This window comes from Arthrobacter sp. P1_H7 (assembly GCF_056405215.1).
This window is the reverse complement of the sequence record NZ_JBFUCO010000003.1, coordinates 146,185-171,453: the sequence shown is the minus strand read 5'-3', so window position 1 is coordinate 171,453 and position 25,269 is coordinate 146,185. Positions and strand designations below refer to the sequence as shown.

The window sequence follows — 25,269 nt, the reverse complement described above, 5'->3', positions numbered from 1 at the left end:
GTTTCAGTCTACAGGAGCAGCCGCCGCCAGCCCCCGACCGCCGGCCCCACCGGCCGCGACGGATTCACCAGCTCTGCGGGACGGGCCGGCCCTCCTCGTACCCGGCCGCTGACTGGATGCCTGCCACGGCACGTTCCCGGAAAGCGGCGAGGTCGGCAGCGCCGGCGTAGCTCATGGAACTGCGCAGGCCCGCGGTGATCATGTCCAGCAGGTCCTCGACGCCGGGCCGCGCCGCGTCGACGTACATGCGGGAGGTGGAGATGCCCTCCTCGAAGAGGGCCTTGCGGTCCTTTTCAAAGGCTCCCTCGCGTTGATTGCGGTTCTGAACCGCCCGGGCGGACGCCATGCCGAAGCTCTCCTTGTACTGCCGGCCCGAGGCGTCGAGCTGCAGGTCTCCGGGGCTCTCGTGCGTGCCGGCAAACCAGGAGCCGATCATGACCTGGCTGGCACCGGCGGCAAGGGCCAGGGCGACGTCGCGCGGGTAGCGGACCCCGCCGTCGGCCCATACCCGGCCGCCGGCTTCCCGGGCCGCGGCGGAGCATTCCAGGACGGCGCTGAACTGGGGGCGGCCCACGGCCGTCATCATGCGCGTGGTGCACATGGCGCCGGGGCCCACCCCCACCTTGACGATGTCCGCCCCGGCCTCGATGAGCTCACGCGTGGCGTCGCCGGTGACGACGTTGCCGGCGACCACCGGGACGCCGGGGTTGAGACCCTTCACGGCGGCCAGGGCGTCGAACATTTTCTGCTGGTGGCCGTGTGCGGTGTCGAGGACCAGCACGTTCACGCCGGCCGCCAGCAATTCGGCGGCCCGCCCGGCCACGTCACCGTTGATTCCGACGGCGGCGGCGACCTTCAGCCTGCCGTCGTCGTCCAGGGACGGCCGGTAAAGCGTGGCGCGCAGGGCGCCCTTACGGGTGAGCACGCCGGCCAGGACGCCGTCCTGCTGGACCGGTGCGTAGTCGGTCCCGGCGGCGTCCATCGCCTCAAAGGCGCGGCGGAGGGCCTGTGCAGCATCGGCCGCCGATCCGCCGCCAAACAATCCGCCGGCGAGCGGTCCGGCGTCGAGCACCAGCGGCTGGTGGCGGATGACGGAGGCCAGCGACGCGAAACGGTCCTGGCCCTCGCAGTCGGTGGCGCGGACAACACCGGTGACCGCGCCCGAGTCGTCCACCACCACGACGGCCCCGTGCGGCCGCTTGCCCATCAGGTGGAGGGCATCAATGACGGTGTCCGTGGGCGCGAGCGTGACGGGGGTCTCGAGGACGGGATGGCGTCCCTTGATCCAGGCCGTGACGTCACGGATGACATCGAGCGGGACGTCCTGCGGCAGGACACCAAGGCCGCCGCGGCGGGCCATGGTCTCGGCCATCCGCTTCCCCGTGACCGCCGTCATGTTCGCCGCCACCAGCGGGATCGCCGAGCCGGTCCCGTCGTCGGCCGCGAGGTCGACGTCCAGGCGCGAGGTGACATCGGACCGGGACGGGACCAGGAAGAGGTCCGAGTAGGTCAGATCGGTGGTGGGCTCATTCAGGAAACGCACTGCTGCTCCTTTGCTGGCACCCGCGGCTGGCACCGTCGGCGACATACGGGTTCTCCTTTGATTCTAGGGCGGTTTCCGACGGGGCCGGCACCGCCTCCGGCACCGCGTCCGGCCCCGCGCAGGGCACCGCGTCCGGGCCGAATCCGGGCCGATTCTGCGGCTCTTCTTCTCTGCAATTCAGTGGCTGCCGGGGCGGATCATGATTTGGGTCACGCTTATTGGCGGTTTGGTAAGAATCCTCACTAGACTGGCATGGGTCTGGGTTCACTGGACGCAGAGACTGGCTCAATCGTTGTGCCGAGGCACCGTGGAAGCCAGAGGGAATCAAACTCATGGAAGAGGCGTATTTCAAGTGCCAGAGCAGCCTAGCCACCGTCTACCAGAGGAATTTGGCGGAAACGAGTGGCTCGTTGACGAACTGTATGAGCGTTACCAGCAGGACAAGAACACGGTCGACTCCAAGTGGTGGCCCCTGTTCGAATCCTTCGAAGCTAGTGACGCCTCTCCCGCCAACGGAACGTCCGGCACCGCGACAGCTGTGCATCCTGCCACCCGTGAACTTCCCGTTGTAGCGCCCGCCGCCGCTCCGGCAGCACCTGCGCCGGCAGCGCCCGCGGCCCCCGCAGCTCCCGCCGCCACGGCTGCGCCCGCACCCGCTGCGCCCGCAGCCAAGAAAGCCCCTGCCACCGTCGCCCGGGATGGCTCCAAGACTTCCGACGCCGGCCCCGGCACCGCCCCGATCCCGGCGCAGCTGCCCAAGAACCTCAAGGCCCCGACGGCACCCGAAGAAGACGTMGTCTCGGTCCTGCGCGGCCCGGCCAAGGCCATCGCCTCGAACATGGTAACCAGCCTGGAAGTCCCGACCGCCACGAGCGTCCGCGCCATCCCGGCGAAGCTCCTGATCGACAACCGCGTGGTCATCAACTCCAACTTGGCCCGAGCCCGCGGCGGCAAGGTCTCCTTCACGCACCTGATCGGCTACGCCGTCATCCGTGCCCTGTCCCAGTTCCCTTCGATGAACGTCTACTACGACGAGATTGACGGTAAGCCGGTCGCTGTCCAGCCGGCGCATGTGAACTTCGGCATCGCGATCGACATGCCCAAGCCCGACGGCACCCGCCTGCTCATGGTCCCGAACATCAAGAAGGCGGAGACCCTCAACTTCTCCGAGTTCTGGCACACCTACGAGGACCTGATCAAGCGCGCCCGCAACGGCAAGCTGACCGCGGACGACCACTCGGGCACCACCGTGTCCCTGACCAACCCCGGCGGCATCGGCACCGTCCACTCGGTGCCGCGCCTGTCCAAGGGCCAGGCCGCCATCATCGGCGTCGGCGCGCTGGACTACCCGGCCGAGTTCCAGGGTGCCAGCGAGAAGATCATCGCGCAGAACGCGATCAGCAAGGTCCTCACGCTGACCTCCACCTATGACCACCGCGTCATCCAGGGTGCCGGCAGCGGCGAGTTCCTCAAGCTCGTGCACCAGCTCCTGCTGGGCGCGCAGAACTTCTACGACGAGATCTTCGAGTCCCTGCGTATCCCCTACGAGCCCGTGCGCTGGAGCCCGGACCTGCAGGTGGACCCGGCCGACGAGATCAACAAGGTTGCCCGTATCCAGCAGCTGATCCACGCTTACCGCGTGCGCGGCCACCTCATGGCGGACACCGACCCGCTCGAGTACGTCCAGCGCAAGCACCCGGACCTCGACGTCCTGACCTACGGCCTGACCCTGTGGGACCTGGACCGCGAGTGGCCCACCGGCGGCTTCGGCGGCAGGCCGATGCTCAAGTTCCGCGACATCCTCGGCGTCCTCCGTGATGCCTACTGCCGCACCGCCGGCATCGAATACATGCACATCCAGGACCCGGCCGAGCGCAAGTGGTTCCAGGACCAGCTGGAGCACCCGTACTCGAAGCCGAGCCGCGACGAGCAGCTGCGCATCGTCTCCAAGCTCAACGCCGCCGAGGCCTTCGAGACCTTCCTGCAGACGAAGTTCGTCGGCCAGAAGCGCTTCTCGCTCGAAGGCGGCGAGTCCCTGATCCCGCTGCTGGACGCGATCATCTCCGACGCCGCCGACGACGAACTCGACGAAGTGGCGATCGGCATGGCCCACCGTGGCCGGCTCAACGTGCTGACCAACATCGCGGGCAAGACCTACGCGCAGGTCTTCCGCGAATTCGAGGGCACCCAGGACCCGCGCTCCGTGCAGGGCTCCGGCGACGTCAAGTACCACCTGGGCACCGAGGGCACCTTCACCTCGGACAACGGCAAGGAGACCAAGGTCTATCTCGCCGCCAACCCGTCCCACCTTGAGGCCGTCGACTCCGTCCTCGAAGGCATCGTCCGCGCCAAGCAGGACCGCCTGGACCAGGGCGAGGCGTTTCCCGTGCTGCCGATCATGGTGCACGGCGACGCCGCCTTCGCAGGCCAGGGCGTCGTCGCGGAAACGCTCAACCTCTCCCAGCTGCGCGGCTACCGCACCGGCGGCACCATCCACATCGTGGTCAACAACCAGGTCGGCTTCACCACCGCGCCGTCGTCCTCTCGTTCCTCTACGTACTCCACGGACGTCGCCAAGATGATCCAGGCACCGGTGTTCCACGTGAACGGCGATGACCCGGAGGCCGTGGTCCGCATTGGGCAGCTTGCCTACGAGTTCCGTCAGCGTTTCCACAAGGACGTTGTCATCGACATGGTCTGCTACCGCCGCCGCGGCCACAACGAGGGCGACGACCCCTCGATGACCCAGCCGCTGATGTACAACCTGATCGAGGCCAAGCGCTCGGTCCGCAAGCTGTACACCGAATCGCTGATCGGCCGCGGTGACATCACCGAGGAAGAAGCCGAGCAGCTGCTGCGGGACTACCAGGAACGCTTGGAACGCGTCTTCGCGGAAACCCACGCGGCCCAGACGTCCCCGATCCCGATCATCACGGCCGATTCGGCCGCGGTATCGGACCTCGAACGCCCCATGGCCCAGCAGTCCGATTCCGGCGTCAGCGCGCCGGTCTCCACCGCGATCTCCGCGGAGACCCTGGCCCGCATCGGCAAGGCACACACCGATATCCCGGACGGCTTCACCGTCCACGCCAAGCTCAAGCAGCTGCTGGAGAAGCGTGAGGCGATGTCCCGCGAAGGCGGCATCGACTGGGGCTTTGGTGAACTGGCCGCGTTCGGCTCGCTCATCATGGAAGGCGTCCCCGTCCGGCTCGCCGGCCAGGACTCGCGCCGCGGCACCTTCGTGCAGCGCCACGCCGTCTTCCACGACCGCGCCAACGGCGACGAGTGGCTGCCGCTGTCCCACCTCTCGGATGACCAGGCGAAGCTGTGGATCTATGATTCGCTGCTCTCCGAATACGCCGCCATGGGCTTCGAATACGGTTACTCGGTGGAACGCCCGGATGCTTTGGTGCTCTGGGAAGCGCAGTTCGGTGACTTCGTCAACGGCGCGCAGACCATCATCGATGAGTTCATTTCCTCGGCCGAGCAGAAATGGGGCCAGCGGTCCTCGCTGGTTCTCATGCTGCCGCACGGCTACGAGGGCCAGGGTCCGGACCACTCCTCCGCCCGCATCGAGCGTTTCCTCCAGATGTGCGCCGAAGAGAACATGATCGTGGCCAACCCCACGACGTCGGCCTCGCACTTCCACCTGCTGCGCCGCCAGGCGTACAGCAGGCCGCGCAAGCCGCTCATCATCTTCACGCCCAAGCAGCTGCTCCGCCTCAAGGCCGCCGCGTCCTCCGTGGAGGACTTCACCACCGGCTCGTTCCGCCCGGTCATTCCGGAGCACGCGCAGCTGCAGGCCGACGCCGTCGAACGCGTGCTGCTGGTCTCCGGACGCCTGTACTACGATCTGCTGTCAACCCGGCAGAAGACCGAAAACAAGACCACGGCGATCGTCCGCGTCGAGCAACTGTACCCGTTGCCGGCCGACGAGATCGCCGCCGAGCTGGCAAAGTACCCGAACGCCGAAGTGGTCTGGGCACAGGACGAACCGGCCAACCAGGGTCCGTGGCCGTTCATCGGCCTGAACCTGCCGGATGCCCTGGACCGCCGGGTCCGCCTCATCTCCCGCCCCGCCTCGGCCTCCACCGCGGCAGGGTCGATGAAGCGCCACGCGGCAGAACAGGACGCCCTGCTGAAGCAGGCATTCGCTCGTAAATAGCGGCATTGCTGCCCGGCCGGAGACTGAAACACAACACTCCGGCCGGGCGGTTCTGTTTAATGGACTATTAGTGGTCAGCTTGTTGGACAGCGTTGAAGTGAAGAGGTAGTCGTGGAAGATCGGAAGCTGCGGATCGCAGCCGTTGGGGACGAGCTGTTGGCCGGGCTTGGTGATCCGCGCGCCTTGGGCTGGCTGGGCAGGGTCCTGGCCCGCACGCCGCAGGACAGCGTCGCCCTGGAGTGCTATTCCCTGCCATGCCCGGAAGAGGGCACCGAGGGCATCGCCGCCCGCTGGCTCGAGGAAGCAGGCAGGCGCTTCGGGAACCACCACGAAAACCGCCTGGTGATCGGCCTGTCAGGACGCGACATCGAGTTCGGCCTGTCCACGGCCCGCAGCCGCCTGAACCTGGCCAACATCCTGGACTCCGCCTCCCAGAACAAGATCGAGGTCTTCGTCGTGGGCCCGCCGCCCACACTTGACCCCGCACAGAACCGCAGGCTCGGCGAACTCAACACCGCCTTCGCCGACGTCACGACGCGCCGGAAGCACCTCTATGTCGACACGTTCTCGCCGCTGCTGAACCACGAGCAGTGGCGCCAGGACCTCGCGGCCAACGGCGGCACCCCCGGTCAGGCCGGCTATGGCCTCATGGCCTGGCTCGTGCTGCACCGCGGCTGGTTCCAGTGGCTGGGCCTGGACGCCCCGGAATAGGCAGGCACCCCGGCAACCGGCCGCGCCTGGGGCCACCTTCCACGGAATTTCGCGATATATCTTGACCTGGCGGCAAGCGCGATATATCGTGACTTCATAGTCGCGATATATCGTTAGTTGTCCAACCCCTTTCGCCTTTCCGGAGGAACCATGTCAGAGAACACGTGGACCGTGACCGGCCCGCAGACCATCGACGTCGACGGCGTCCACTCCCTCAAACTCGGGATTGTCCGCGGCCGCTTCGACATCGTCACCCATGACGAGGACGTCGCCAGGATCGAGGTCTCCGAAATCGAAGGCGATCCCCTGTCGGTTTCGGTCGTCAACGGCCGCCTGGAAGTCCGCCACCAGCTGCACGGCCCGCAGGGCTGGTTCAAGAACCTGATGAGCACTGTCAACAACGGCAGCAGCAACTCGGTGGTGATCAGCATCGCCCTGCCGGCCGGCGTCGAGGTCGAGGCCGGGACGGTGAGCGGCGACGGCATGGTTTCCGGGCTCAGCGGCCACACCCGGCTCAACACCGTCTCGGGATCCGTGCTGGCCGACGGCACCTCCGGGAACCTGTCGGTCAACACGGTCAGCGGCGAGGTGATTGCCCGCAACCACCGCGGCGTCCTGACCGCCAAGAGCGTCTCCGGCGAAGTGACGGCCTCGGGGGAATTCAGCAACATCCGGGCGAACACCGTCAGCGGCGACCTGAACTTCGACCTGCACGGCTTCACCCATGACTTTGGCGCCAATTCGGTCTCCGGCGACGTCACCATCCGGCTTCCGCACGACATCGGGGTGGACATCGTTGCCAAGTCCGCCAGCGGCGCGGTGGTCATCGATGACACGAGGTACGTCCAGCCCGGCGGAACCGTGCAGACCATCGCGGGACCGGACGCCAAGCTGATGCTGGTCCGGACCAACTCGGTCTCGGGAAAGACTTCGCTCTTCCACGGCCAGCCCAGCCCGGACACCGAAACGGTCCTCTGATGCCTCCCGTCTTCGCCCACGGGGCGCTGCGGCTGTACCTGCTCGCCCTGCTCGAATCGGGCCCCAAGCACGGCTACGAGCTGATCAAGGCGCTCAGCGAGCGTTTCGGCGGCACGTACTCCCCCAGCGCCGGGACCATCTACCCGCGTCTGGGCAAGCTTGAAGAGGAAGGGCTCGTGGCCACCCGTATCGAGGGCCGTCGCACCAACTACAGCATCACCCCGGCCGGTCTCACGGAACTGAACCGCCGTCGGGACGAACTCGCCGGCGTCGAGAACGACATCTCGGCGTCGGTCCGCCGGCTTGCCGACAACCTGCGCCAGGACATCCGCGTCAACATGCGCGGCCTCCGGGCCGACCTTGCGGCGACGGCGGAGGCGGCCCGGACCTCGGCCCGCGCCGCGGGTTCTGCCGGCGGGACAGGCACTGCCGGCGGCGCGGGCAGCCCGTGGTACTCCCCGGAGGGCGAGCGGCGGCTGAAGGAGGCGGAAATGCTGGTGCAGGCGTTCCGTGACGACATGCGGGTGGAACTGCGGCGTCATGCCGGGAGCCGTCCCGTCACCGCCGTCACGCTCGAAACGGTCCGGACCGTGCTGGACCAGGCCCGGATCTCGATCCGCAATTCGTTGGACGGCTGAGATCGGGCCCAACCCGTCACGGCCCGTAGCGCGGGTTCCCCGGTTCGCGGCGGGTGCCGCGATGTGGGAGACTTGAGGGCAGCTCTTTTGAGTACCAAGATTAAGGAGGCCAGCTATGAGCAAACGTGCACGTAAACGTCGTGACCGTAAGCGTGGCGGCGCGAACCACGGTAAGCGCCCCAACGCCTAAGCAAAGCTTGGAATGACAGCTTTAAACGAATGACCCCGGAATCCGCACGGATTCCGGGGTCATTCGTTTATGCCGGTACAGGCCGGCTCAGGCTTCCACAGTCCGGATCGAGTGAATCCGGTCCAGGATGGAGTTCTTGAGGTTTTCCGGAGCCGCTTCGGTGCACGAACGCTTGACCATCACGCGGATGACACATTCGAGGTCGTACTGTTCCAGGCACTCCGGGCAACTGTCCAGGTGGTCCTTGATCTCTGCGATGTCTTCACGCGTGAGCGCACCATCCAGATATTCGTAGATACGTTGCATCCGGGCGTCATCGCAATCGCCCAGTCCCTGGCAGTCGCTCATTTCCTGTTCTCCTGTTTGTTGCTGTCGGCCGCGGCGCTTGACTCGGTGGCGGCCCTGAATCCTCGTTCGGCGGCATAGTCCGCCAGCATGTCCCGCAGCATCTTCCGGCCGCGGTGCAGCCGGGACATGACGGTCCCGATGGGGGTGTTCATGATGTCTGAAATTTCCTTGTACGCGAAACCCTCGACGTCGGCGAAGTACACGGCCAGCCGGAACTCCTCCGGAATCGACTGGAGGGCGCGCTTCACATCCGAATCGGGCAGGTGGTCGAGGGCCTCGGCCTCCGCCGAACGCAGTCCCGAGGACGTATGCGACTCGGCGCGGGCCAGCTGCCAGTCCTCGATGGTGTCCGAATTCGACTGCAGCGGCTCGCGCTGACGCTTCCGGTACAGGTTGATGTACGTGTTGGTGAGGATGCGGTACAGCCAGGCCTTCAGATTGGTTCCGGGCTTGTACTGGTGAAACGCGGAGAACGCCTTTGTATACGCCTCCTGGACCAGGTCCTCGGCGTCGGAGGGGTTCCGGGCCATCCTCATGGCCGCCGAATACAGCTGGTCCACGTACTGCATCGCGTCACGTTCAAAGCGCACCCGGCGCTCTTCCGCGGACTCGGTGGAGACATCAAGGGGCTTCCCGTCCACCTCGGTCTCCAAGGCGGCGGACGCGCCGGCATCAGGTGTCTTGGTGGGCGTGGCGTCGTTTCCGGCAACCTCGTGCATGGCCGCAACGGCCGGGTCCATGGTGCTCATTGCGTTCAAGTCTACTGTCACCTTCCGCCGGGCACCCGGAACCGCCGGAAGCGCGAGGGTCCATGATTGCCCGGAACCGGCTTCCGGTTCCGTCCTGTCTTTGACCAGAGTCAAATCTCCGCCTTCGTTGGCCTGCTGGGATCTGCCTTTCACAACCACGTCCTGCGGGCAAATATTCCGCAAAAGTGCAAGACTAGAACCGGTTCTCCCGCAGTGAAGCCGCTGTTCGTCCATCCAGGAGGAAATTCATGTCGTTTGTCCGCTTTCTCGCCCGGCCCATGCTCGCTTCCAGTTTCGTCCTCGCCGGCATGGACAAGCTCAAGAATGCGGATGACACTGCGGCCCAGCTGTCCCCCCTGTTGCGCCGTACGGCCGACGCCCTGCCGTTCCAGCCGAATGAAAAAGTCGTGGCACGCGTGATCGGCGGCACCCAGATCGGTGCCGGCGTCTGCTTCGCCCTCGGCAAGTCCGCCCGGCTGGCGGCCACCCTGCTCGCCGTCATTTCGATCCTGAACGGCTACGTCGAATGGCGCAGCGCGGACATCTCCTCGAAGGAAGCCCGCGACGCCCGCCGCAAACAGCTCCTGAAGAACGTCTCCCTCACCGGCGGCGCGCTCCTCGCCGCGGTCGATACCGCCGGCAAGCCCAGCCTGGCCTGGCGCGCCGGGCACCTGGCCGCGGATGCCAAGAAGAGCGCCGGACACCTCGCCGCCGATGCCCGCAAGACCACCAACAAGCAGCTGAAGAAGGCCGACAAGGTCGTCCGCAAGGCCGTAGACCACTCTGCCGGAGCCTAAGACGGTAATGACTGGCACCACCCCCTCAGCAGCTGCCCCGTCCCACCCTGCCAGCGTCGGTCCGCACTGGTCCGCCCCCTTCGCCGCACGGCCGGTCGATGCCACGGTCACCGTTCCGGGATCCAAGTCCCTGACCAACCGGTACCTCGTGCTCGCCGCCCTGGCGGACGGCCCGTCCCGGCTGCGGGCACCACTCCACTCCCGGGATTCCGCGCTGATGATTGAGGCCCTGCGTCAGTTGGGGGCCACCGTTACGGAGGTTCCCGGCGACGGCGCCTTCGGCCCCGACCTGGAAATCGTCCCGATCAGCATGGACGCCGCCGCTGCGGACACGGCGATCGACTGCGGCCTCGCCGGCACGGTCATGCGCTTTGTGCCTCCGGTGGCGGCGCTGCGCCGTGGTGAGTCCCGTTTCGACGGCGACCCGCACGCCCGCAAACGCCCCATGGGCACCATCATCGAGGCCCTGGCCGGCCTGGGTGTGGCAGTGACCGCGCCAGACGGCGGTCGGGCGTCGTCATTGCCGTTCACCGTCCACAGCACGGGCGAGGTGCGCGGCGGCCACCTGATCATCGATGCCAGCGCTTCGTCCCAGTTCGTCTCCGCCCTGCTGCTGGCCGGGGCACGCTTCACCGAGGGACTCCACCTCGAACATCAAAGCCGGGAGCACGCCGGCAAGCCCGTGCCGAGCCTGGACCACATCAACATGACCGTGGCCGTGCTGCGCGGCGTGGGCGTGGCGGTCGATGACTCGGTGCCGAACCACTGGGTTGTCTCCCCCGGCCCGATCCGCGCCTTCGACGTCCGGATCGAGCAGGATCTCTCAAACGCCGGCCCGTTCCTCGCGGCGGCCCTGGCCACCGGCGGCACCGTGCGGATCCCGAACTGGCCCGCGGAAACCACCCAGGTCGGTGATCTGTGGCGCGGCATCCTTACCGCCATGGGCGCCACCGTGACAGTGGACGGCGGCACCCTGACCGTCAGCGGAGGGCCGGAGATCAAGGGCGGCGACTTCGACGAGACCAGCGAGCTCGCCCCCACCGTGGCCGCACTCTGCGCCCTCGCCGCCGGCCCCTCGCGGCTCAGCGGCATCGCCCACCTCCGCGGCCACGAAACGGACCGGCTCGCCGCCCTCGTCGCCGAAATCAACCGCCTCGGCGGCGACGCCGAAGAGACCGCCGACGGCCTCATCATCCGCCCGGCCGCGCTGCACGGCGGTGTGGTGCACAGCTACGCGGACCACCGTATGGCAACCGCCGGCGCCATCCTCGGCCTTGCCGTACCGGGCGTGGAGGTCGAGGACATCGCAACCACGGCCAAGACCATGCCCGATTTCCCGCAACTCTGGGAAGCGATGCTGGCACAGGGACCCGCCGCAGATGAGGACACCGCCGGTGGCACGCAGCACTGATTCCTGGGACGAGTCCGACGTCCGGATCCGGCCGAACAAGAAGGGCACCCGCCCCCGCACCAAGGACCGGCCCAGCTACGACGACGCCGTCACCGGACGCATCATCACCGTTGACCGCGGCCGCTACACCGCCGTCGTCGGCGAAGGGACCCCGGACGAACGCAAGATCATCGCGGCCCGCGCCCGGGAGCTGCGCCGCAACCCCGTGGTTGCCGGCGATTTCGTCTCCCTGGTCGGCGACGTCACCGGCGAGCCCGACACCCTCGCGCGGCTGGTCAAGATCCAGGACCGCAAGACACTGCTGCGCCGCAGCGCCGACGACACGGACCCGATCGAACGCGCCGTCGTGGCCAACGCCGACCAGCTGGTGGTGGTGGTCGCCGCCGCCAACCCCGAGCCGCGGACCGGTTTCATCGACCGCGCACTGGTGGCCGCGTACGACGCCGGCATTGAGCCGCTGCTGCTCGTCACCAAGGCCGACGTCAAGGATCCCGCCGAACTGCTGTCCAACTACCAGCACCTCGATTTTCCCGTCATCATCTCCAAGACCGCGGACTCCGCCGCTTCCGGCATCGACGCCCGCTCCGACGACGGGCTCTCCGCCCGGCTCGACAAGGACGCGGTGTCCCAGCTGCGCGACTACCTCGACGGCAAGGTCACAGTGATGCTGGGCCATTCCGGCGTCGGCAAGTCCACCATGGTCAACGCCCTGACCGGGGCCGAGCGGGCCACGGGAGGCGTAAACGCGGTAACCGGCCGCGGCCGCCACACGTCCTCCTCGGCACTGGCGCTCAAGGTCAACGATGCCCCGGCGGGCAGCTGGATCATCGACACCCCCGGTATCCGGTCCTTCGGCCTGGCCCACGTGGACCCCGACCGGATCCTCCGTTCCTTCCCGGACCTGGAACCGGGAACCGATGACTGCGAACGCGGCTGCAAGCATGACTCCACCGCCGTCAACTGCGGCGTCGACAAATGGGTTGCGGCCGGGCACGCGGGGCCCTCGGGACCGGCCAGGCTCGCGTCCCTGCGCCGGCTGCTGGGCACGGACCCGCGGATGGAAGCACAGGAAACCAAGGAACTGGGCACCGTCTCCTAGCCGGCCCGGCCACCGGGCTGCGGCGCCGTGCCGCGGCCTCCCGCCCGGCAGCCCGGTTTGACGGTAGTTTGGAACCATGAGCCAACCCGCTTCGAGCTACAACGATGACCTGCGCCTTGCCCATGTACTGGCAGATTCGGTCGATTCCCAGACCATGAGCCGCTTCAAGGCGCTCGACCTTCGGATCGAGACGAAGCCCGACCTCACACCCGTCACCGATGCCGACAAGTCCGCGGAAGAGGCCATCCGCGGCCAGCTCTCCCGGTCACGTCCGCGGGACGCGGTCCTGGGCGAAGAATTCGGCAGCTCGGGCCACGGTTCCCGCCGGTGGATCATCGACCCGATCGACGGCACCAAGAACTTTGTCCGCGGCGTCCCGGTCTGGGCCACCCTGATCGCCCTCGTCGATGAGGGCGAACCGGTGGTCGGCGTAGTCAGCGCGCCGGCACTGGGCAAGCGCTGGTGGGCCGCCAAGGGTGCGGGCGCCTACACGGGCCGCTCGCTCGCCGCCGCCACACGGTTGAAGGTATCCAATGTCTCCAATCTCGAGGACGCCTCGCTGTCCTACTCCAGCCTTGGCGGCTGGAAGGAACGCGGGAACCTGGATGAGTTCCTGGGCCTGACCGAGGAAGTGTGGCGGACCCGCGCCTACGGTGACTTCTGGTCCTACTGCCTCGTGGCCGAGGGTGCCGTGGACATCGCCTGCGAGCCCGAGCTGAACCTCTACGACATGGCCGCCCTGGTCCCGATCGTGACCGAGGCCGGCGGCCGCTTCACCTCGCTCGAGGGCGAGGACGGACCCTTCGGCGGCAACGCCCTGGCCACCAATTCGATCCTGCACTCGGAAGTCCTCAAGCGGCTCAACCCCGGACTCGACGACCTCTTCCCGGCCCACCCCAACAACTGAACCGCGCCCGTAATAATCCGCTTCACAATCGGCGGCCGCCTTTTCCCCGGCTGCGCGGATGTCCTACGCTCGATGCAGGTCACGAGTGCCAGCGCTAAACCCCGGTTTGCTGGCCGGCAACCCTCCAGTCGCGGTGGGGTGCCCCGGGTGACGACCTGGCCGGTCCGGAACGGACCCGGCAAGCGCGGATTCCCACGGTGTGGGGTCCTGTTCGAGTGAGGTCCCATGACAACTGCCATTTTCCCCGTTGCCCCCGAATTCCATGCCGCCGGTGCAGAACAGTCTGCAGGGCAGGCTGATGGCCGCCTCGCCCTCGCGGCCCGCCCGCTGGCCGCCGTTACCGGGGCGGAAATCCAGGCGCCGCTGATCACCGGCGGCCACACCCGCTACGCCAACCTCGACTACGGCGCCTCCGCCCCGGCCCTGTCCGTGGTCTCGGCCTACCTGAACGAAATCCTGCCGTACTACGCCAGCGTGCACCGCGGCGCCGGCTACGCATCGCAGATCAGCACGTCCGTCTACGAGAACGCCCGGGACATCGTGCGGGACTTCGTCGGCGGCCGGCCGGACGATTCCGTGATCTTCACCCGCAACACCACCGATTCCCTGAACCTGCTGGCTGGCTGCCTGCCGCTGCGCGACGGACGGCCCGCGGGCGAGGTCGTCTACCTCGACATCGAGCACCACGCCAACCTCCTGCCCTGGCAGAATGTCCCGCACCGCAGCGTCGTGGCCGCCCCTACCCTCGCGGCCACGGTGGACCGCCTGCGCGACGAGCTGGCGCGCGGGGACGTCAGCCTGCTGGCCGTCACCGGCGCTTCCAACGTCACCGGGGAGATCCTGCCGATCCGGGCCCTGGCCGCGCTGGCACACGAGTACGGCGCCAGGATCGTTGTCGACGCCGCGCAGCTGGCCCCGCACCGGCGGATTGACATCGCCGCGGACGGCGTCGACTACCTCGCCTTCTCTGGGCACAAGCTGTACGCCCCGTTCGGCGCGGGCGTGCTGGTGGGGCGGACGGACTGGCTCGACGCCGGCACCCCGCACCTGGCCGGTGGCGGCGCGGTCCGCGACGCCCGGCTCGACTCCGTCAGCTGGACCACGGGACCTGCCCGGCACGAGGGCGGCTCGCCGAACGTCCTTGGCGCGGCGGCCCTCGCCCGTGCCACCCAGGTCATTGCAGCCCTGGACCCGGAGCAGTGGCAGGCCCACGAGGACGCCATCCGGTCCTTCCTCGTCGAAGGCCTCCAGGGCATCGACGGAGTAACCGTGCACCGGATCTTTGCCGATTCGCCTTCCGCTTCTTCCTCCGAAGGCGGTCAGCCGGGCACCGGCACGATCGGCGTCGTGAACTTTTCCGTGGAAGGCTTCGACGCCGGGCTGGTGGCCGCCTACCTGTCGGCTGAACACGGCATTGGCCTGCGCGACGGCCGCTTCTGCGCCCACCCGCTGCTCAAGCGGCTCGGCCTGCCCTCCGGCTCCCTGCGGGCCAGCTTCGGGCTGGGCTCGCGGCTGGAGGATGCCGAACGCCTGCTGGCCGGCCTGCAGCAGCTGCGGCAGAACGGACTCGGCTGGGACTACGTGGTGGACGCCGGCCGCTGGGTGCCGGCCAACGATACCCGCAGCTACCCCCACTGGGCGCCGAACACCCCGGGCACCGCCGGCGCTGCGCCCTGCACCCTCGACTAGCGCAGGATCAGGGCCCGGCGCGGGTGCGGTAAATTCGAAAGGTATCTGAAACAAGCAGGACCTTCCGAAGGAGATCGCACGTGGCAAGCGCCGGCCCCAGGCTGCACAGTGAAGCTAGGCTGCACAGTGGACCTAAGCTGCACAGCGGGCGGCGCCAGGAACTCGGACAAAGCTTCCAGGACGGCGGGGAACACTATGAACGTGTCCGCCCCGGCTATCCGCAGGAGTCGGCCGGCTGGCTGGTCCCGGCGGGGGCCAAGGACGCCGCGGACATTGGCGCCGGTACCGGGAAGTTCACTGCGCTCCTGGCAAAACGCGGACTGGGCACGGTGGCTGTGGACCCCTCGGCCGACATGCTCGAGCAGTTGCGCCGGACCCTGCCGGACGTCATCGCCATCGAGGGCAGCGCCGAGGACACCGGTCTCGAGCCGGAGTCCTTCGACCTCGTCACGGTCGCCCAGGCGTGGCACTGGTGCGACCCTGGCCTGGCCAGCACCGAGATTGCCCGGATCCTCCGGCCGCACGGAGTGCTGGGCCTGATCTGGAACCAGCTGGACACCAGCGTGCCCTGGGTGCACCGCCTCTCCCGGATCATGCACGCCGGGGACGTCCTCAAACCACACTTCCGCCCCGCCGTGGGCCCCGAGTTCACCGGGCTGGAGAGCCACGTGACGCGGTGGGAGGATTCCGTCACCACGGAGGACATCCAGGAGCTGACCAAGTCCCGCAGCTACTACCTCGCGGCATCGGAATCCACCCGGGCCAAGGTCATGGCCAACCTCGCCTGGTACCTGCACGAGCACCTGGGGCACACCCCAGGCGACGTGCTCCGGCTGCCTTACCTCACCCAGACGTGGCGGGCCTTCCGGGCCTGATGCACGCTCCCCCCGGATTCCCGGATTGCACGCAGGGCCGCGCCGGGCTTATTGTTTCGGTATGCCTAATAATTACTTGTAGGCGCATGGAACTTTGACACCGGCTGCTTTCCGGCCGGCGCCGATCATCGGGTCGACGCGGACGCGCCAATCACAGGAGCTGCAGTGCTGGAGGTAAAAGGACACGGGCAACCGGCGCAGGACGCCGCCCCCACCTACAAACACCCGGGTGCCCGCAGGGCGCTGATCGGCCTGTTGGGGCCAGCGTTCGTGGCATCGATCGCCTACGTGGACCCCGGAAACGTGGCCGCCAACCTGACCGCCGGCGCGCAGTACGGCTACCTGCTGGTGTGGGTCCTCGTGGCCGCCAACGTCATGGCCGTCCTCGTCCAGTACCAGTCCGCCAAGCTCGGGATCGTCACGGGCAAGAGCCTTCCGGAGATCCTCGGTGAACGGCTCAAGCCGTTCTGGCGCCGCGCCTTCTGGGTGCAGGCCGAAGTCGTCGCCGCCGCCACCGACCTCGCTGAGGTGGTGGGCGGCGCTATCGCCCTGTACCTGCTTTTCGGCCTCCCGCTCCCCCTTGGCGCCTTGATTGTCGGCGCCGTTTCCATGCTCCTGCTCGCCGTCCAGGCCCGGCAGAAGCAGCGGCCGTTCGAATTCATCATCATGTTCCTGCTCGGCATCATCACTATCGGCTTCCTGGCCGGGCTGTTCATCAGCCCGCCAGATCCGGGGGCCGCCCTGGCCGGGCTCATGCCCGGCTTCCAGGGCCCGGACACCGTCCTGTTGGCCGCCAGCATGCTCGGGGCCACCGTCATGCCGCACGCCATCTACGTCCACTCGGCCCTGTCCCGGGACCGGCACCGGCCGGACGAAAACCTGCACGTTCCCCCGGCGGCCATCGCGCGCCTGGTCCGGGCCACCCGGTTCGACGTCGTGGCCGCACTCGCGATCGCCGGACTGGTCAACATCGGCATGCTGCTCCTGGCCGCCTCCACCCTCGGCGGCGAAGAAGGCACGGACACGATCGAGGGCGCGCACGCCGCCATCACCGCCAACCTCGGCCCGATCGTCGGCGTGGTCTTCGCGGTCGGGCTGCTCGCCTCCGGTCTGGCATCGACCTCGGTGGGCTGCTATGCCGGCGGCACCATCATGCAGGGCCTGCTCAAGATCCGGATTCCCGTCATGGCCCGGCGCGTCGTGACCCTCATTCCCGCCGTCGTGCTGCTGGCGGTGGGCTTCGACCCCACCTGGGCACTGGTCCTGAGCCAGGTCGTCCTAAGCTTCGGGATTCCTTTTGTCCTGGTCCCGCTGGTGGTGCTGACCAGCAACAAGGCCCTCATGGGCCGGTTTGCCGACGGCCCTGCCCTCCGAATCGCAGCCATCATCAGCGTGGTCCTCGTCGTGGCACTCAACCTGGTCCTGCTGTGGCTCACTTTCTCCGGAGGCAGCTGACGGTAGGCTTAGGTCTGTGAAGACCAGTACGCCCTCCTCCTCGATCGAGGACTACGTCAAGGTCATCTATTCGTTCACCGAGTGGCAGCGCAAGCCCATCACCTCCACGCAGCTGGCGCAGCGCCTGGGCGTCGCCAACTCCTCGGTTTCGGAAATGGTCCGCAAACTCAAGGACCAGGGCCTCGTAGACCACAAGCCTTACAGCGCCGTCACGCTCACCAGCGATGGAGTCCAGCTCGCCCTGTCCATGGTCCGGCGGCACCGGCTGATCGAGACTTTCCTCGTCCGCGAGCTGGGATACCGCTGGGACGAGGTCCACGACGAAGCCGAACTCCTGGAACACGCCGTCTCGGACACGTTCATTGAACGCATGGCGGCCAAGCTGGGAAACCCCACCCGGGACCCGCACGGCGATCCCATCCCGGCAGCGGACGGCTCGGTGCTGATGCCCGCCGCCCACCGCCTGAGCGAACTCGACGACGGCCACACCGGCCGGATCACCCGGATCAGCGACGAGAACCCGGAGCTCCTGCGCTATCTCGCCGCCGAGGACATCGACCTCGACGCCGAAGTGGAGGTGGTGGGCCGGCGTCCCTTCGGCGGCCCCATGGTAGTGCGGATCGGTTCCGCCGTGGCACCGCGCGAATTCGATTTCGCCGACGAGGTCGCCTCGGCCCTCTGGGTCCACAGCGAGGCCGCGCACGCCGGCTGCAGCGTCACGGAGAGCTGAGTGAAGGGTGCGCTGGACGAGCGCCGGGCCGTGCCGCGCCCCGGCGTGCCGGGCTGGAAGGCCTGGTCCGCCGTCGCCGTCGGCGGGCTGATCGGAACCGAGCTGCGTTTCGGCGCCGGCCTGGTGTTTCCCGATGGCGCCGGCGCGGTGCCGTGGACCACATTGGCGATCAATGTGTCCGGGAGTTTCATCCTGGCCACCCTGACCACTCTCTGGATCGCGCGGCCGCAGACGGCCTTCTGGCTGCGGGCCGGCATCGGCCCCGGCCTCCTGGGGTCCTTCACCACCTTTTCGGCGCTGGTGATCGCCATTGACCAGCAGATCCGCGGCGGCTTCCACGCCACGTGGCTGGCTTACCTCGGACTCTCGCTCGTCCTGGGCCTGGGGGCGGCGGCCGCTGGATGGAAAACCGGCAAGGCGATTGCCGACCTCCGCGGAGGTGCCCAATGATGACCGCGCTCGTGGTCGGGGTATGCGGGGTGGCGGGAGCACTCCTGCGGTTCGCCGTCGACTCCTGGTTTGCGCACCATCAGGGCTCGCGTCCGCACTGGCCGTGGGCGACGTTCACGGTCAACGTCGCCGGGTCCTTCATCATCGGTTGGTCCGTCGGCCTGACCGGCCATCTGGAGCTGGGCGCCGACTGGCACGCCGCGATCGCAACCGGTCTCGCCGGCGGCCTGACCACCTTCAGCTCATGGACCACCGCGACGGTCCGCCTGGTCAGCGAAGAGCGGTACCGGGCGGCGGCGCTCAATATCGGCGCGAACCTTCTCGCGGGGCTCGCGGCCGCGGCGCTTGGACTGGCCCTCGCCGGCTGAAAGCCTCAGGCCGCCGGCGGTGTGTCGAGCCTAACACCGGGGCGCCCTGGTGGCTTCGGGCCGCCGCCGTTCCCGTATCGTTGAAGGATGGTTACCCGACGTGAAGCAGCCCAGATCCTCGACATCCCCCTGGAAATGGCGCACCGTCACGGCATCCCGCCCCGGCTGTCCGAGGCCGAGCTCGGCGAGCTGCTGGACAACCCGCCGGCGTGGCTGGTCCAGTCCAAGGCAAACCGCACCGGTAAGCGGCCCGTCTGGGTCCAGCTCACCTGCGCCGTCTGCGGATTCTCCGAAGCGGCCCGGCCTAAAAAATGGTGGCCGGACTTCACCTATGTCTGCTGCGCGCACCACGAGGAACGCGACATCCCGGTGCTCGGGCCCGGGCTCGTGCGCAGCGTGTACGACGGGGTCGGCAGCCGTTTCGCAGGGATCGTGGACGCCGCGGTTCCGGAGGCGTAGCCTTAAAAGTCGGGGCTACTCCTGGCCCCTGCCGTGAGGGAGAGCACCATGCCTGACAAGACGCCGCACCAGAGCGTGTCGAAGAAGTCGGTTAAAACCATCAAGGAAAAACGGGCAGAGAAAAAGGCGAAACACATCGTTGATGCCCACACCGACCCGGTGGCACACATCAAGAAGCGCTGAAAAATCGAGAGGCCGGAAGCCGTTGCTTCCGGCCTCTCGTTGTGTGGCCCTGCCACGTGCCGGAGGGACGGGGGCTCACCCGAAATGGATGATGTGACAATCTCCCGTTGGCGCTTTAGTGGGTCTTGGGATCCAACCGAGAGGTCCGATTCCGGGCCCGTGTCCGCGGGCCAGTTCCAACCGTTGAGCGGGTGCGGCCCGCCATCGGAATCATTCGACGCGGGTGGTGACGGCCCGGCGGGCACCGCCCACACTAAGACCAGTGCGCCAGACAGCGTGCTCGACACAGACCGGAGGAATACCAGTGACAACCACACCGGAGACTGAGGCCCACGGGCCGGTCGACTTCGTACTCCTGGAGTTCCCCGTATCGGGGCTAACGGGCCGGGCGAGTGAGGAACTCGTTAAGCTCGTCGAGCAGGGCGTGATCCGCCTCTTCGATCTCCTCGTCGTCATGAAGAATGACGACGGATCTGTCGAGGTGCTCGAACTGACCGACCCAGGCGGTCCCGCGGCGGGGTTCTCCTACTTCGAGGGAGCCCGGACCGGGCTCTTGGGCGACGATGACATCGCCGAGGCATCGGCCGCGCTGCTCCCCGGGACGGTGGCCGCGCTGATCGTCTACGAGAACACCTGGGCCGCCCCGTTCGTGGCGGCTGTTCGGGACAGCGGGGGCGAACTCATCGCGAGCACGCGGATCCCTGCGCCGGACGTGATGGAAGCACTTGATGCCCTTGACGCCGCCGCACCTCCGGTAGCCGACGCCTGAGACCTGACGCAGAACAAGAGATGTGAGAGGAGAAGAATTATGGGACTTCTTAGGGGTGTGGCGCGGACGGCAGTCGTTGCCGGGACGGCCAGTGCAGTCAGCGGCCGGGTCCAGCGCCGCCAGGCCAACAAGTTTGCCGAGAAGGACGCCGCGACCGCGGCCAAGCAACAGGAGGCCTACGATGCGCAGATGGCCCAGCAGGAACCACCGCCGCAGGCCTACCAGCAAGCGCCGCCCCCTCCCCCGCCCCCCAGCGGCGGCATCTCGAACGAAGCCCTCGAGCAGCTCAAGCAGCTCGGGGCGCTGAAGGAGCAGGGGATCCTCACGGAAGAGGAGTTTGTGGCCCAGAAGGCGAAGGTCCTCGGCACCTGACGCTGGTGTATCGCGTACGGGAAGGGAAGTGCCTGCCGGCGCTTCCCTTCCCCCTTAACGCACAAAACTCCCCGCCGACCGAAGCCAGCGGGGAGTCTTGTGAACCCAATACGGGGCGGAGCGCCGTTGCCGGGCCCCTATGTGGAGATGGGGGGAATTGAAAACCCGTCCGACCACCTTTTCTCACATCAGTTGCATCCAAGTTCCGCTAGATTCCGCTGAACTTTTCCAAGTCCAATCTAGGTTGCTCACTGTTTGTTGGCGATTGCCAACAATAAAGAGCCCCACTTTCGATGTGAAAGTGGGGCTCTTCTGCTTTGCGCGCCCTCTTACGCCGCCCGCCGAAGTGCGGCCTCCCTGAGGGCGTCCAGCGGGGACAACGTCAGCAGCCACTTCCTGACCTACGGCCTCCGGATGTACCAAGCTGACATCGCCAACCAGACGGCGGTTTGGCTGGCTAAGGACCATCGAATTGTTTTCGGAACGGACCTGGGCTCTGCTGCCGGGACCTGGGTGACGATCACGGCAGCGGGCCTGTTCGACATCCGCAACGCGAACATCGCACAGAACGGCACCCAAGTGGTCAAGGGCCGGAAAACCGGCTGGGGCACCGCCACCGGAACCGTAGACCGGACAGCGTTCGCCGCCTACACCGCGCCGACCTACACCGCCGTACCGACCATGGCGGACATGCAAGCACTCGCGAACCAGGTGCAGTCGAACTCACGGCACCTCGCCGCACTCATCCAAGACCTTCACGGATCAACCAACGGCCACGGCCTGATCGGAGCGTAACCATGCCCTAGCCTGAAGAAATCGCAGTCACCGCCCAGCAGTTCCTCTCGAGGGCGCAACTGGCGGGCAATGAAGTACCCGCCTACATTGCGGTCATGGACTGGCTGGAGACGTTCACTGCGGAGCAGCCCAAAGAATAGAGTGTGGGAGAATCGGCGTAGACCAAAATGAGGGGAAAAATGCTGCAAGGCTACGTCGATTCAATCTCACCAGACCAGCTCACACTCAAGGGATGGGTGCAGCTCGGGGCCAAAGGCCAGGATCCGCTACTCCAGCTAGACCGGAACGGAACACTCGTCGGGGAGGTCGTCTTCGGCCCGGAACGCGCCGATGTGCGGAATGCCAAGTGCATCGCCAACAAGTCGTTCACGCTCACACTGGACGCGCCGCTCGACAATAAGGGCGCCGTCCTTGGCACGCATCGGGTGACAGCCTTCGCAGACAGCAAAAGCAGTGACATTCCGATGGGCGCCCGGGCGCACCTGGGACTCATGGCTGACTTTGTCAGGGAGTCGGCCGCGATCACACCGGGCGCACGCGAAGCGATGATCGAGGCCCTGGACGTTAAGGACCTGTCTTTGTCGACGCACATCCTCGAAGTGCAGCGGGACGGCGAAGCGGGCAATCTCTCCTATTTGGGCTTTCCGGTGGGGCTCCGCTCCAACAACGACACGGCGCAGATCGGCAAAGACGGGCACCTGTTCCTGACCGGCGGGAACAACGCCCTCCGAGACCAGTACGTCCCTCCCAAGGACCCGGCCGGGCGGGAGGCGCTGGAGGAGACGGCACACCAGTGGGTATCCGGTTTCCAAGTCAACAGTTGGCTCCTCAATGACATGGGCATCCCGTTCGTGCAGGCGATTATTCCGGAGAAACTGACAGCACTCCGACACCTTGCACCTATCCCCATTACCGGGCCGACGCCGCTGTTCGCCAGGATCAACCAGCTGATGTCCAGGGAGCCCTACTACCGGAACCTGCTGGAGACATTCGACGCATGGGACGGCGAGATCAGCGGATGGCAGCGGCACGACACCCATTGCTCCCCCGCCGGGTCGCTCGCCATCGCCCGGGTCATCCTGGAAGCACTGCCCGGCTGCGACGCATCCGTACTTGATGGCGTGCAGCTGACCGGCGAGACGTACTTCAACGGTGACCTCGCGGACAAGTTCTTCGACATCCCACTCTGGGACCGGCACTGCACCCCGGCGCCCGGCACCCTCGGCGATCCGGCGGTTGAACTGGCTTACCACCACTCACCCGGCAACGATGTCGGTTCCCACGCCGTCTGGATGAACAAGAACGCCCCGATCAAGAAGAGGGTGGTTGTGTTCGGCAACTCGTTCTTCGGCTGGGACGTGGAGAATCCGGCCCGACTGAGCTGGTGGTTCGCCCGCCTGTTCAGCGAGTACCACCTCAAGTGGGGTAACACGGTGGATATGAACTACGTGAGCCAGACTCGGCCTGACTATGTCGTCTCGCAAACCATCGAGCAGTTCCTCCCGCGGCCACCGGCGGTCCCTACAGCCTGATCTCCCAATAAAAAAGCACCCCTCACAGGGTGCTTTTTTGTTGCCAAATAGGGGCGGCCAAGAAAGCGCCAGCCCTCTAGCCGGGGCTGATTCCGCGGCTCCAGCCCCGGCTGCCGGCTGGTTCATCCGCGCCGTGCTCGGGTCCGCTAAGGCGCCTACGTATCCGGCAAAGCACGCGGTCTGACTCGCAAATGCCGCCGCCCTCACCTTTCGCGGTGCGGGCGGGGGCATTTTTCGCGTCGTCACTCTCATACCAGAGGTGAACGGACCGATGTCACAGTTGCAACACGGATTCTAAACCGCAGCTTCCGACTCCAACTCAGCCGCCCGATCAGCGGGCTTGCCGTCCACAACGTCAAAGGCGTTCCGAAAAAGGTCCGTCCACGACTCAAAATCGAAACCCAACGCGTCGGCGTAGTTGGCCAGGCGGGAGATATATCCAGTAATCAGGCCACTGTCTCCGATCGGCTCGATCACTCCGACGCTGGACGGGTCTTTGGCCTTTTGGACCCAGAGGAGATTTATCCGGTCGCTTCCGGCCTTCTCTTTGAGGAGATCATGAAATTCTTCTACCTCTTCGAGGGATAGCCCATGGTTTCTTTTGATGACAAACAACACCGATGGGTCGCGTAGCCTCTTCGAGAACTTGTCCGCCATGTATGCGGCCTTGGACTGTTCGCGCTCTTGGATTTCATTCATCTCGTCGGGTGGCGTCGTGAACACCATCGCGCCGAGTTCACCCTCTGCCCGCATGTCGCTGTGATAGGCGATGCCGTTGGCGGTATCCATGACCATGGATGTCGTGTGCGGTTTCAGGTTCTGCAGTTCGTAGACGTTCGCAAAATCCTCTGAGATCACCTGTCGCACGGCCGTGAAAGGACACAGCGTCCAGCGGAAGAATCCGCCGTCTTCGTTCCCTGCTTTTCTGAGAACTCCCCCAATTTCGCAGTTATCACCCAGGCTCTCAACGCGAGCCAGTTGCGACGCAGTTAACATGTTTCCTCCAAGGTCAAAAAGGCTAGGATAGCAGTAGACCCACAGGATGGCCCCGTCTCAGTCGTGGGAGAGGCCATTCGTGCGTCTGGCTACGATGGGGCCAGGCATCGTTTACCCTCGACGGGGAAACCTACGAGTACCTTCGGCCGGGCCCTAGGCACCCACCGGATAAGATTCGCTCATGGGAGTACCGGGACTACCCGAAGATCATGGCCAGCGTCCCGCTGCCCCGCGGCGCCACGATGGACGTCTACGCCGTCGCCGAAGGCTGGAATCCCTCCTACATCCTCGTGTCCTGGGCCGACGACAGCGACCACGCACACTGGGCATGGATACCAGCCGGCAACGTCCGCCGCGTCACCGACTCCGAATGGGACATCGAAGAATACCGACGCTGCCCCGAGAACCTGCGCGCGATCCGGTGGGGTGGCAGACTTCCGGGATTCCTGCCCGCGTAGATCCTGCTGGCGCCATTCCGGCTGGTAGTCCGGGTGATCCGTGTAGGGCTTGGCGATGATAAACGGGAACTTTTCCATGTAGTCATGGTCCCCTGCCGGTTCGTAGTCCCAGTCGATGCGGTTGAAGTGCGCGATGATTTTTTGCTTTACGGCGCACTCGAGCAGGATCCGCGTGGCGATGATATTCGCCCAGCTCTCGGGATAAGGCTCATGCTCCAAAGAATCCAAGGAATCCAAGGACTCGGCCTCGTCCTCGGATAACCGTGCTTCCAGAGCGGAACGACTCTCACTGCTCACCCGCAGGGTCCTTGGCCGCCGCGCGCGCCATACTGGGCGCCCTGCCGGGATGCGGCGAAGGCTTCCTACCGGACGTCCGCTTAACGCACACCGCTTTACACGCCAGGCACTTCGCAATGTCCGCGCCTGCCGCCCAAGGTTTTCCCATGCTGCTCTGCCTAGCATCTCTCTTGTCACCCAAGACCAGTGCGGCTAGGAGGCTCAGATGGATCGTTCTGTAGCACCGATCCTCCTCACGGCGACCCGGCCCCCTGGTATGCACTCGCGTCGTGGACACCAGTGTGGTTCTAACTGGCGGCGCCCAA

The 25,269-nt window shown here is 66.5% G+C and carries 26 protein-coding genes, 1 pseudogene and 1 riboswitch; of the genes and pseudogenes, 22 read left to right on the top strand and 5 right to left on the bottom strand.

Annotated features, from left to right (window positions below):
• Positions 1 to 64: 64 nt before the first annotated feature.
• The gene (locus tag AC1DXI_RS03725; protein WP_476937485.1) at positions 65 to 1,543 is read right to left on the bottom strand and encodes a GuaB1 family IMP dehydrogenase-related protein; all 1,479 of its coding nucleotides are present in this window, start codon (positions 1,541 to 1,543) and stop codon (positions 65 to 67) included.
• Positions 1,544 to 1,895: 352 nt separating this feature from the next.
• On the opposite strand from AC1DXI_RS03725, the gene AC1DXI_RS03720 reads away from it, so the two are divergent.
• From AC1DXI_RS03720 to AC1DXI_RS03700, 5 genes are all read left to right on the top strand, one after another.
• A complete protein-coding gene (locus AC1DXI_RS03720) occupies positions 1,896 to 5,708 on the top strand; it encodes a multifunctional oxoglutarate decarboxylase/oxoglutarate dehydrogenase thiamine pyrophosphate-binding subunit/dihydrolipoyllysine-residue succinyltransferase subunit (RefSeq protein WP_476937484.1) in 3,813 nt (1,270 codons plus the stop codon).
• 111 nt (positions 5,709 to 5,819) lie between these two features.
• Positions 5,820 to 6,419, top strand: a complete 600-nt coding sequence (locus AC1DXI_RS03715; RefSeq protein ID WP_026538458.1) for a GDSL-type esterase/lipase family protein — start codon at positions 5,820 to 5,822, stop codon at positions 6,417 to 6,419.
• A 150-nt stretch (positions 6,420 to 6,569) separates the two neighbouring features.
• A complete protein-coding gene (locus AC1DXI_RS03710) occupies positions 6,570 to 7,397 on the top strand; it encodes a DUF4097 family beta strand repeat-containing protein (protein WP_476937483.1) in 828 nt (275 codons plus the stop codon).
• A complete protein-coding gene (locus AC1DXI_RS03705; protein WP_476937482.1) occupies positions 7,397 to 8,035 on the top strand; it encodes a PadR family transcriptional regulator in 639 nt (212 codons plus the stop codon). Before AC1DXI_RS03710 ends, AC1DXI_RS03705 begins: the two co-directional genes overlap by 1 nt.
• A gap of 115 nt (positions 8,036 to 8,150) precedes the next feature.
• On the top strand, positions 8,151 to 8,225 hold the full coding sequence (locus AC1DXI_RS03700; protein WP_104061284.1) for a 50S ribosomal protein bL37: 75 nt from the start codon (positions 8,151 to 8,153) through the stop codon (positions 8,223 to 8,225).
• Between the two features lie 87 nt (positions 8,226 to 8,312).
• Here the strand turns inward: AC1DXI_RS03700 and rsrA are convergent, their stop codons facing one another.
• Both rsrA and AC1DXI_RS03690 read right to left on the bottom strand, forming a co-directional pair.
• The gene (gene rsrA / locus AC1DXI_RS03695; RefSeq protein ID WP_090581281.1) at positions 8,313 to 8,573 is read right to left on the bottom strand and encodes a mycothiol system anti-sigma-R factor; all 261 of its coding nucleotides are present in this window, start codon (positions 8,571 to 8,573) and stop codon (positions 8,313 to 8,315) included.
• Complete coding sequence (locus AC1DXI_RS03690) at positions 8,570 to 9,322, bottom strand: sigma-70 family RNA polymerase sigma factor (protein ID WP_018775286.1); 753 nt, start codon at positions 9,320 to 9,322, stop codon at positions 8,570 to 8,572. The genes rsrA and AC1DXI_RS03690 overlap by 4 nt, the downstream gene beginning before the upstream one ends.
• Before the next feature lie 248 nt (positions 9,323 to 9,570).
• Here AC1DXI_RS03690 and AC1DXI_RS03685 point away from each other — a divergent pair, with 248 nt between their 5' ends.
• The 16 genes from AC1DXI_RS03685 to AC1DXI_RS03610 all read left to right on the top strand — a co-directional run bounded on the left by AC1DXI_RS03685 (position 9,571) and on the right by AC1DXI_RS03610 (position 23,213).
• Entirely contained in the window at positions 9,571 to 10,119 is a 549-nt protein-coding gene (locus tag AC1DXI_RS03685) for a DoxX family protein (protein WP_476937481.1), read from the top strand.
• A gap of 7 nt (positions 10,120 to 10,126) precedes the next feature.
• Complete coding sequence (gene aroA, locus AC1DXI_RS03680) at positions 10,127 to 11,530, top strand: 3-phosphoshikimate 1-carboxyvinyltransferase (RefSeq protein ID WP_476937480.1); 1,404 nt, start codon at positions 10,127 to 10,129, stop codon at positions 11,528 to 11,530.
• Positions 11,514 to 12,629: a ribosome small subunit-dependent GTPase A gene (gene rsgA, locus AC1DXI_RS03675; RefSeq protein WP_018775283.1), complete on the top strand. Its 1,116-nt coding sequence runs from the start codon at positions 11,514 to 11,516 to the stop codon at positions 12,627 to 12,629. The genes aroA and rsgA overlap by 17 nt, the downstream gene beginning before the upstream one ends.
• 76 nt (positions 12,630 to 12,705) lie before the next feature.
• On the top strand, positions 12,706 to 13,536 hold the full coding sequence (hisN, locus tag AC1DXI_RS03670; RefSeq protein WP_370123078.1) for a histidinol-phosphatase: 831 nt from the start codon (positions 12,706 to 12,708) through the stop codon (positions 13,534 to 13,536).
• Positions 13,537 to 13,613: 77 nt separating this feature from the next.
• A riboswitch (SAM riboswitch) is annotated at positions 13,614 to 13,727 on the top strand.
• A 34-nt stretch (positions 13,728 to 13,761) separates the two neighbouring features.
• A complete protein-coding gene (locus tag AC1DXI_RS03665; protein ID WP_476937479.1) occupies positions 13,762 to 15,225 on the top strand; it encodes an aminotransferase class V-fold PLP-dependent enzyme in 1,464 nt (487 codons plus the stop codon).
• Between the two features lie 80 nt (positions 15,226 to 15,305).
• A complete protein-coding gene (locus tag AC1DXI_RS03660; RefSeq protein WP_476937478.1) occupies positions 15,306 to 16,100 on the top strand; it encodes a class I SAM-dependent methyltransferase in 795 nt (264 codons plus the stop codon).
• Positions 16,101 to 16,265: 165 nt separating this feature from the next.
• A complete protein-coding gene (locus AC1DXI_RS03655; RefSeq protein WP_476937477.1) occupies positions 16,266 to 17,555 on the top strand; it encodes an Nramp family divalent metal transporter in 1,290 nt (429 codons plus the stop codon).
• 16 nt (positions 17,556 to 17,571) lie between these two features.
• Positions 17,572 to 18,285 (top strand): metal-dependent transcriptional regulator, encoded by a 714-nt coding sequence (locus tag AC1DXI_RS03650; RefSeq protein ID WP_476937476.1) that lies wholly within the window; start codon positions 17,572 to 17,574, stop codon positions 18,283 to 18,285.
• Positions 18,286 to 18,735 (top strand): fluoride efflux transporter FluC, encoded by a 450-nt coding sequence (locus tag AC1DXI_RS03645; protein ID WP_476937475.1) that lies wholly within the window; start codon positions 18,286 to 18,288, stop codon positions 18,733 to 18,735. It abuts the gene before it with no gap.
• Positions 18,735 to 19,103, top strand: coding sequence for a fluoride efflux transporter FluC (locus AC1DXI_RS03640; RefSeq protein ID WP_476937499.1), 369 nt, complete (start codon positions 18,735 to 18,737; stop codon positions 19,101 to 19,103). The genes AC1DXI_RS03645 and AC1DXI_RS03640 overlap by 1 nt, the downstream gene beginning before the upstream one ends.
• Positions 19,104 to 19,190: 87 nt before the next feature.
• On the top strand, positions 19,191 to 19,562 hold the full coding sequence (locus tag AC1DXI_RS03635; protein ID WP_018775275.1) for a hypothetical protein: 372 nt from the start codon (positions 19,191 to 19,193) through the stop codon (positions 19,560 to 19,562).
• A gap of 48 nt (positions 19,563 to 19,610) precedes the next feature.
• Positions 19,611 to 19,745, top strand: coding sequence for a hypothetical protein (locus AC1DXI_RS03630; protein WP_018775274.1), 135 nt, complete (start codon positions 19,611 to 19,613; stop codon positions 19,743 to 19,745).
• Positions 19,746 to 20,049: 304 nt separating this feature from the next.
• The gene (locus AC1DXI_RS03625; protein ID WP_223916098.1) at positions 20,050 to 20,514 is read left to right on the top strand and encodes a DUF6325 family protein; all 465 of its coding nucleotides are present in this window, start codon (positions 20,050 to 20,052) and stop codon (positions 20,512 to 20,514) included.
• 39 nt (positions 20,515 to 20,553) lie between these two features.
• A complete protein-coding gene (locus AC1DXI_RS03620; RefSeq protein ID WP_476937474.1) occupies positions 20,554 to 20,886 on the top strand; it encodes an SHOCT domain-containing protein in 333 nt (110 codons plus the stop codon).
• A gap of 414 nt (positions 20,887 to 21,300) precedes the next feature.
• Entirely contained in the window at positions 21,301 to 21,681 is a 381-nt protein-coding gene (locus AC1DXI_RS03615; protein ID WP_476937473.1) for a hypothetical protein, read from the top strand.
• Positions 21,682 to 21,860: 179 nt separating this feature from the next.
• Positions 21,861 to 23,213 (top strand): alginate O-acetyltransferase AlgX-related protein, encoded by a 1,353-nt coding sequence (locus AC1DXI_RS03610; protein WP_476937472.1) that lies wholly within the window; start codon positions 21,861 to 21,863, stop codon positions 23,211 to 23,213.
• 294 nt (positions 23,214 to 23,507) lie between these two features.
• Here the strand turns inward: AC1DXI_RS03610 and AC1DXI_RS03605 are convergent, their stop codons facing one another.
• Positions 23,508 to 24,209: a hypothetical protein gene (locus AC1DXI_RS03605; RefSeq protein WP_476937471.1), complete on the bottom strand. Its 702-nt coding sequence runs from the start codon at positions 24,207 to 24,209 to the stop codon at positions 23,508 to 23,510.
• 209 nt (positions 24,210 to 24,418) lie between these two features.
• Between AC1DXI_RS03605 and AC1DXI_RS03600 the strand changes: the two genes are divergently transcribed.
• Positions 24,419 to 24,667: a hypothetical protein gene (locus tag AC1DXI_RS03600; RefSeq protein ID WP_476937501.1), complete on the top strand. Its 249-nt coding sequence runs from the start codon at positions 24,419 to 24,421 to the stop codon at positions 24,665 to 24,667.
• Between the two features lie 21 nt (positions 24,668 to 24,688).
• On the opposite strand, the pseudogene AC1DXI_RS03595 reads toward AC1DXI_RS03600, so the two are convergent.
• Positions 24,689 to 25,129, bottom strand: a pseudogene (locus tag AC1DXI_RS03595) (DUF6221 family protein); the annotation flags it as partial.
• Between the last annotated feature and the right edge of the window lie 140 nt (positions 25,130 to 25,269).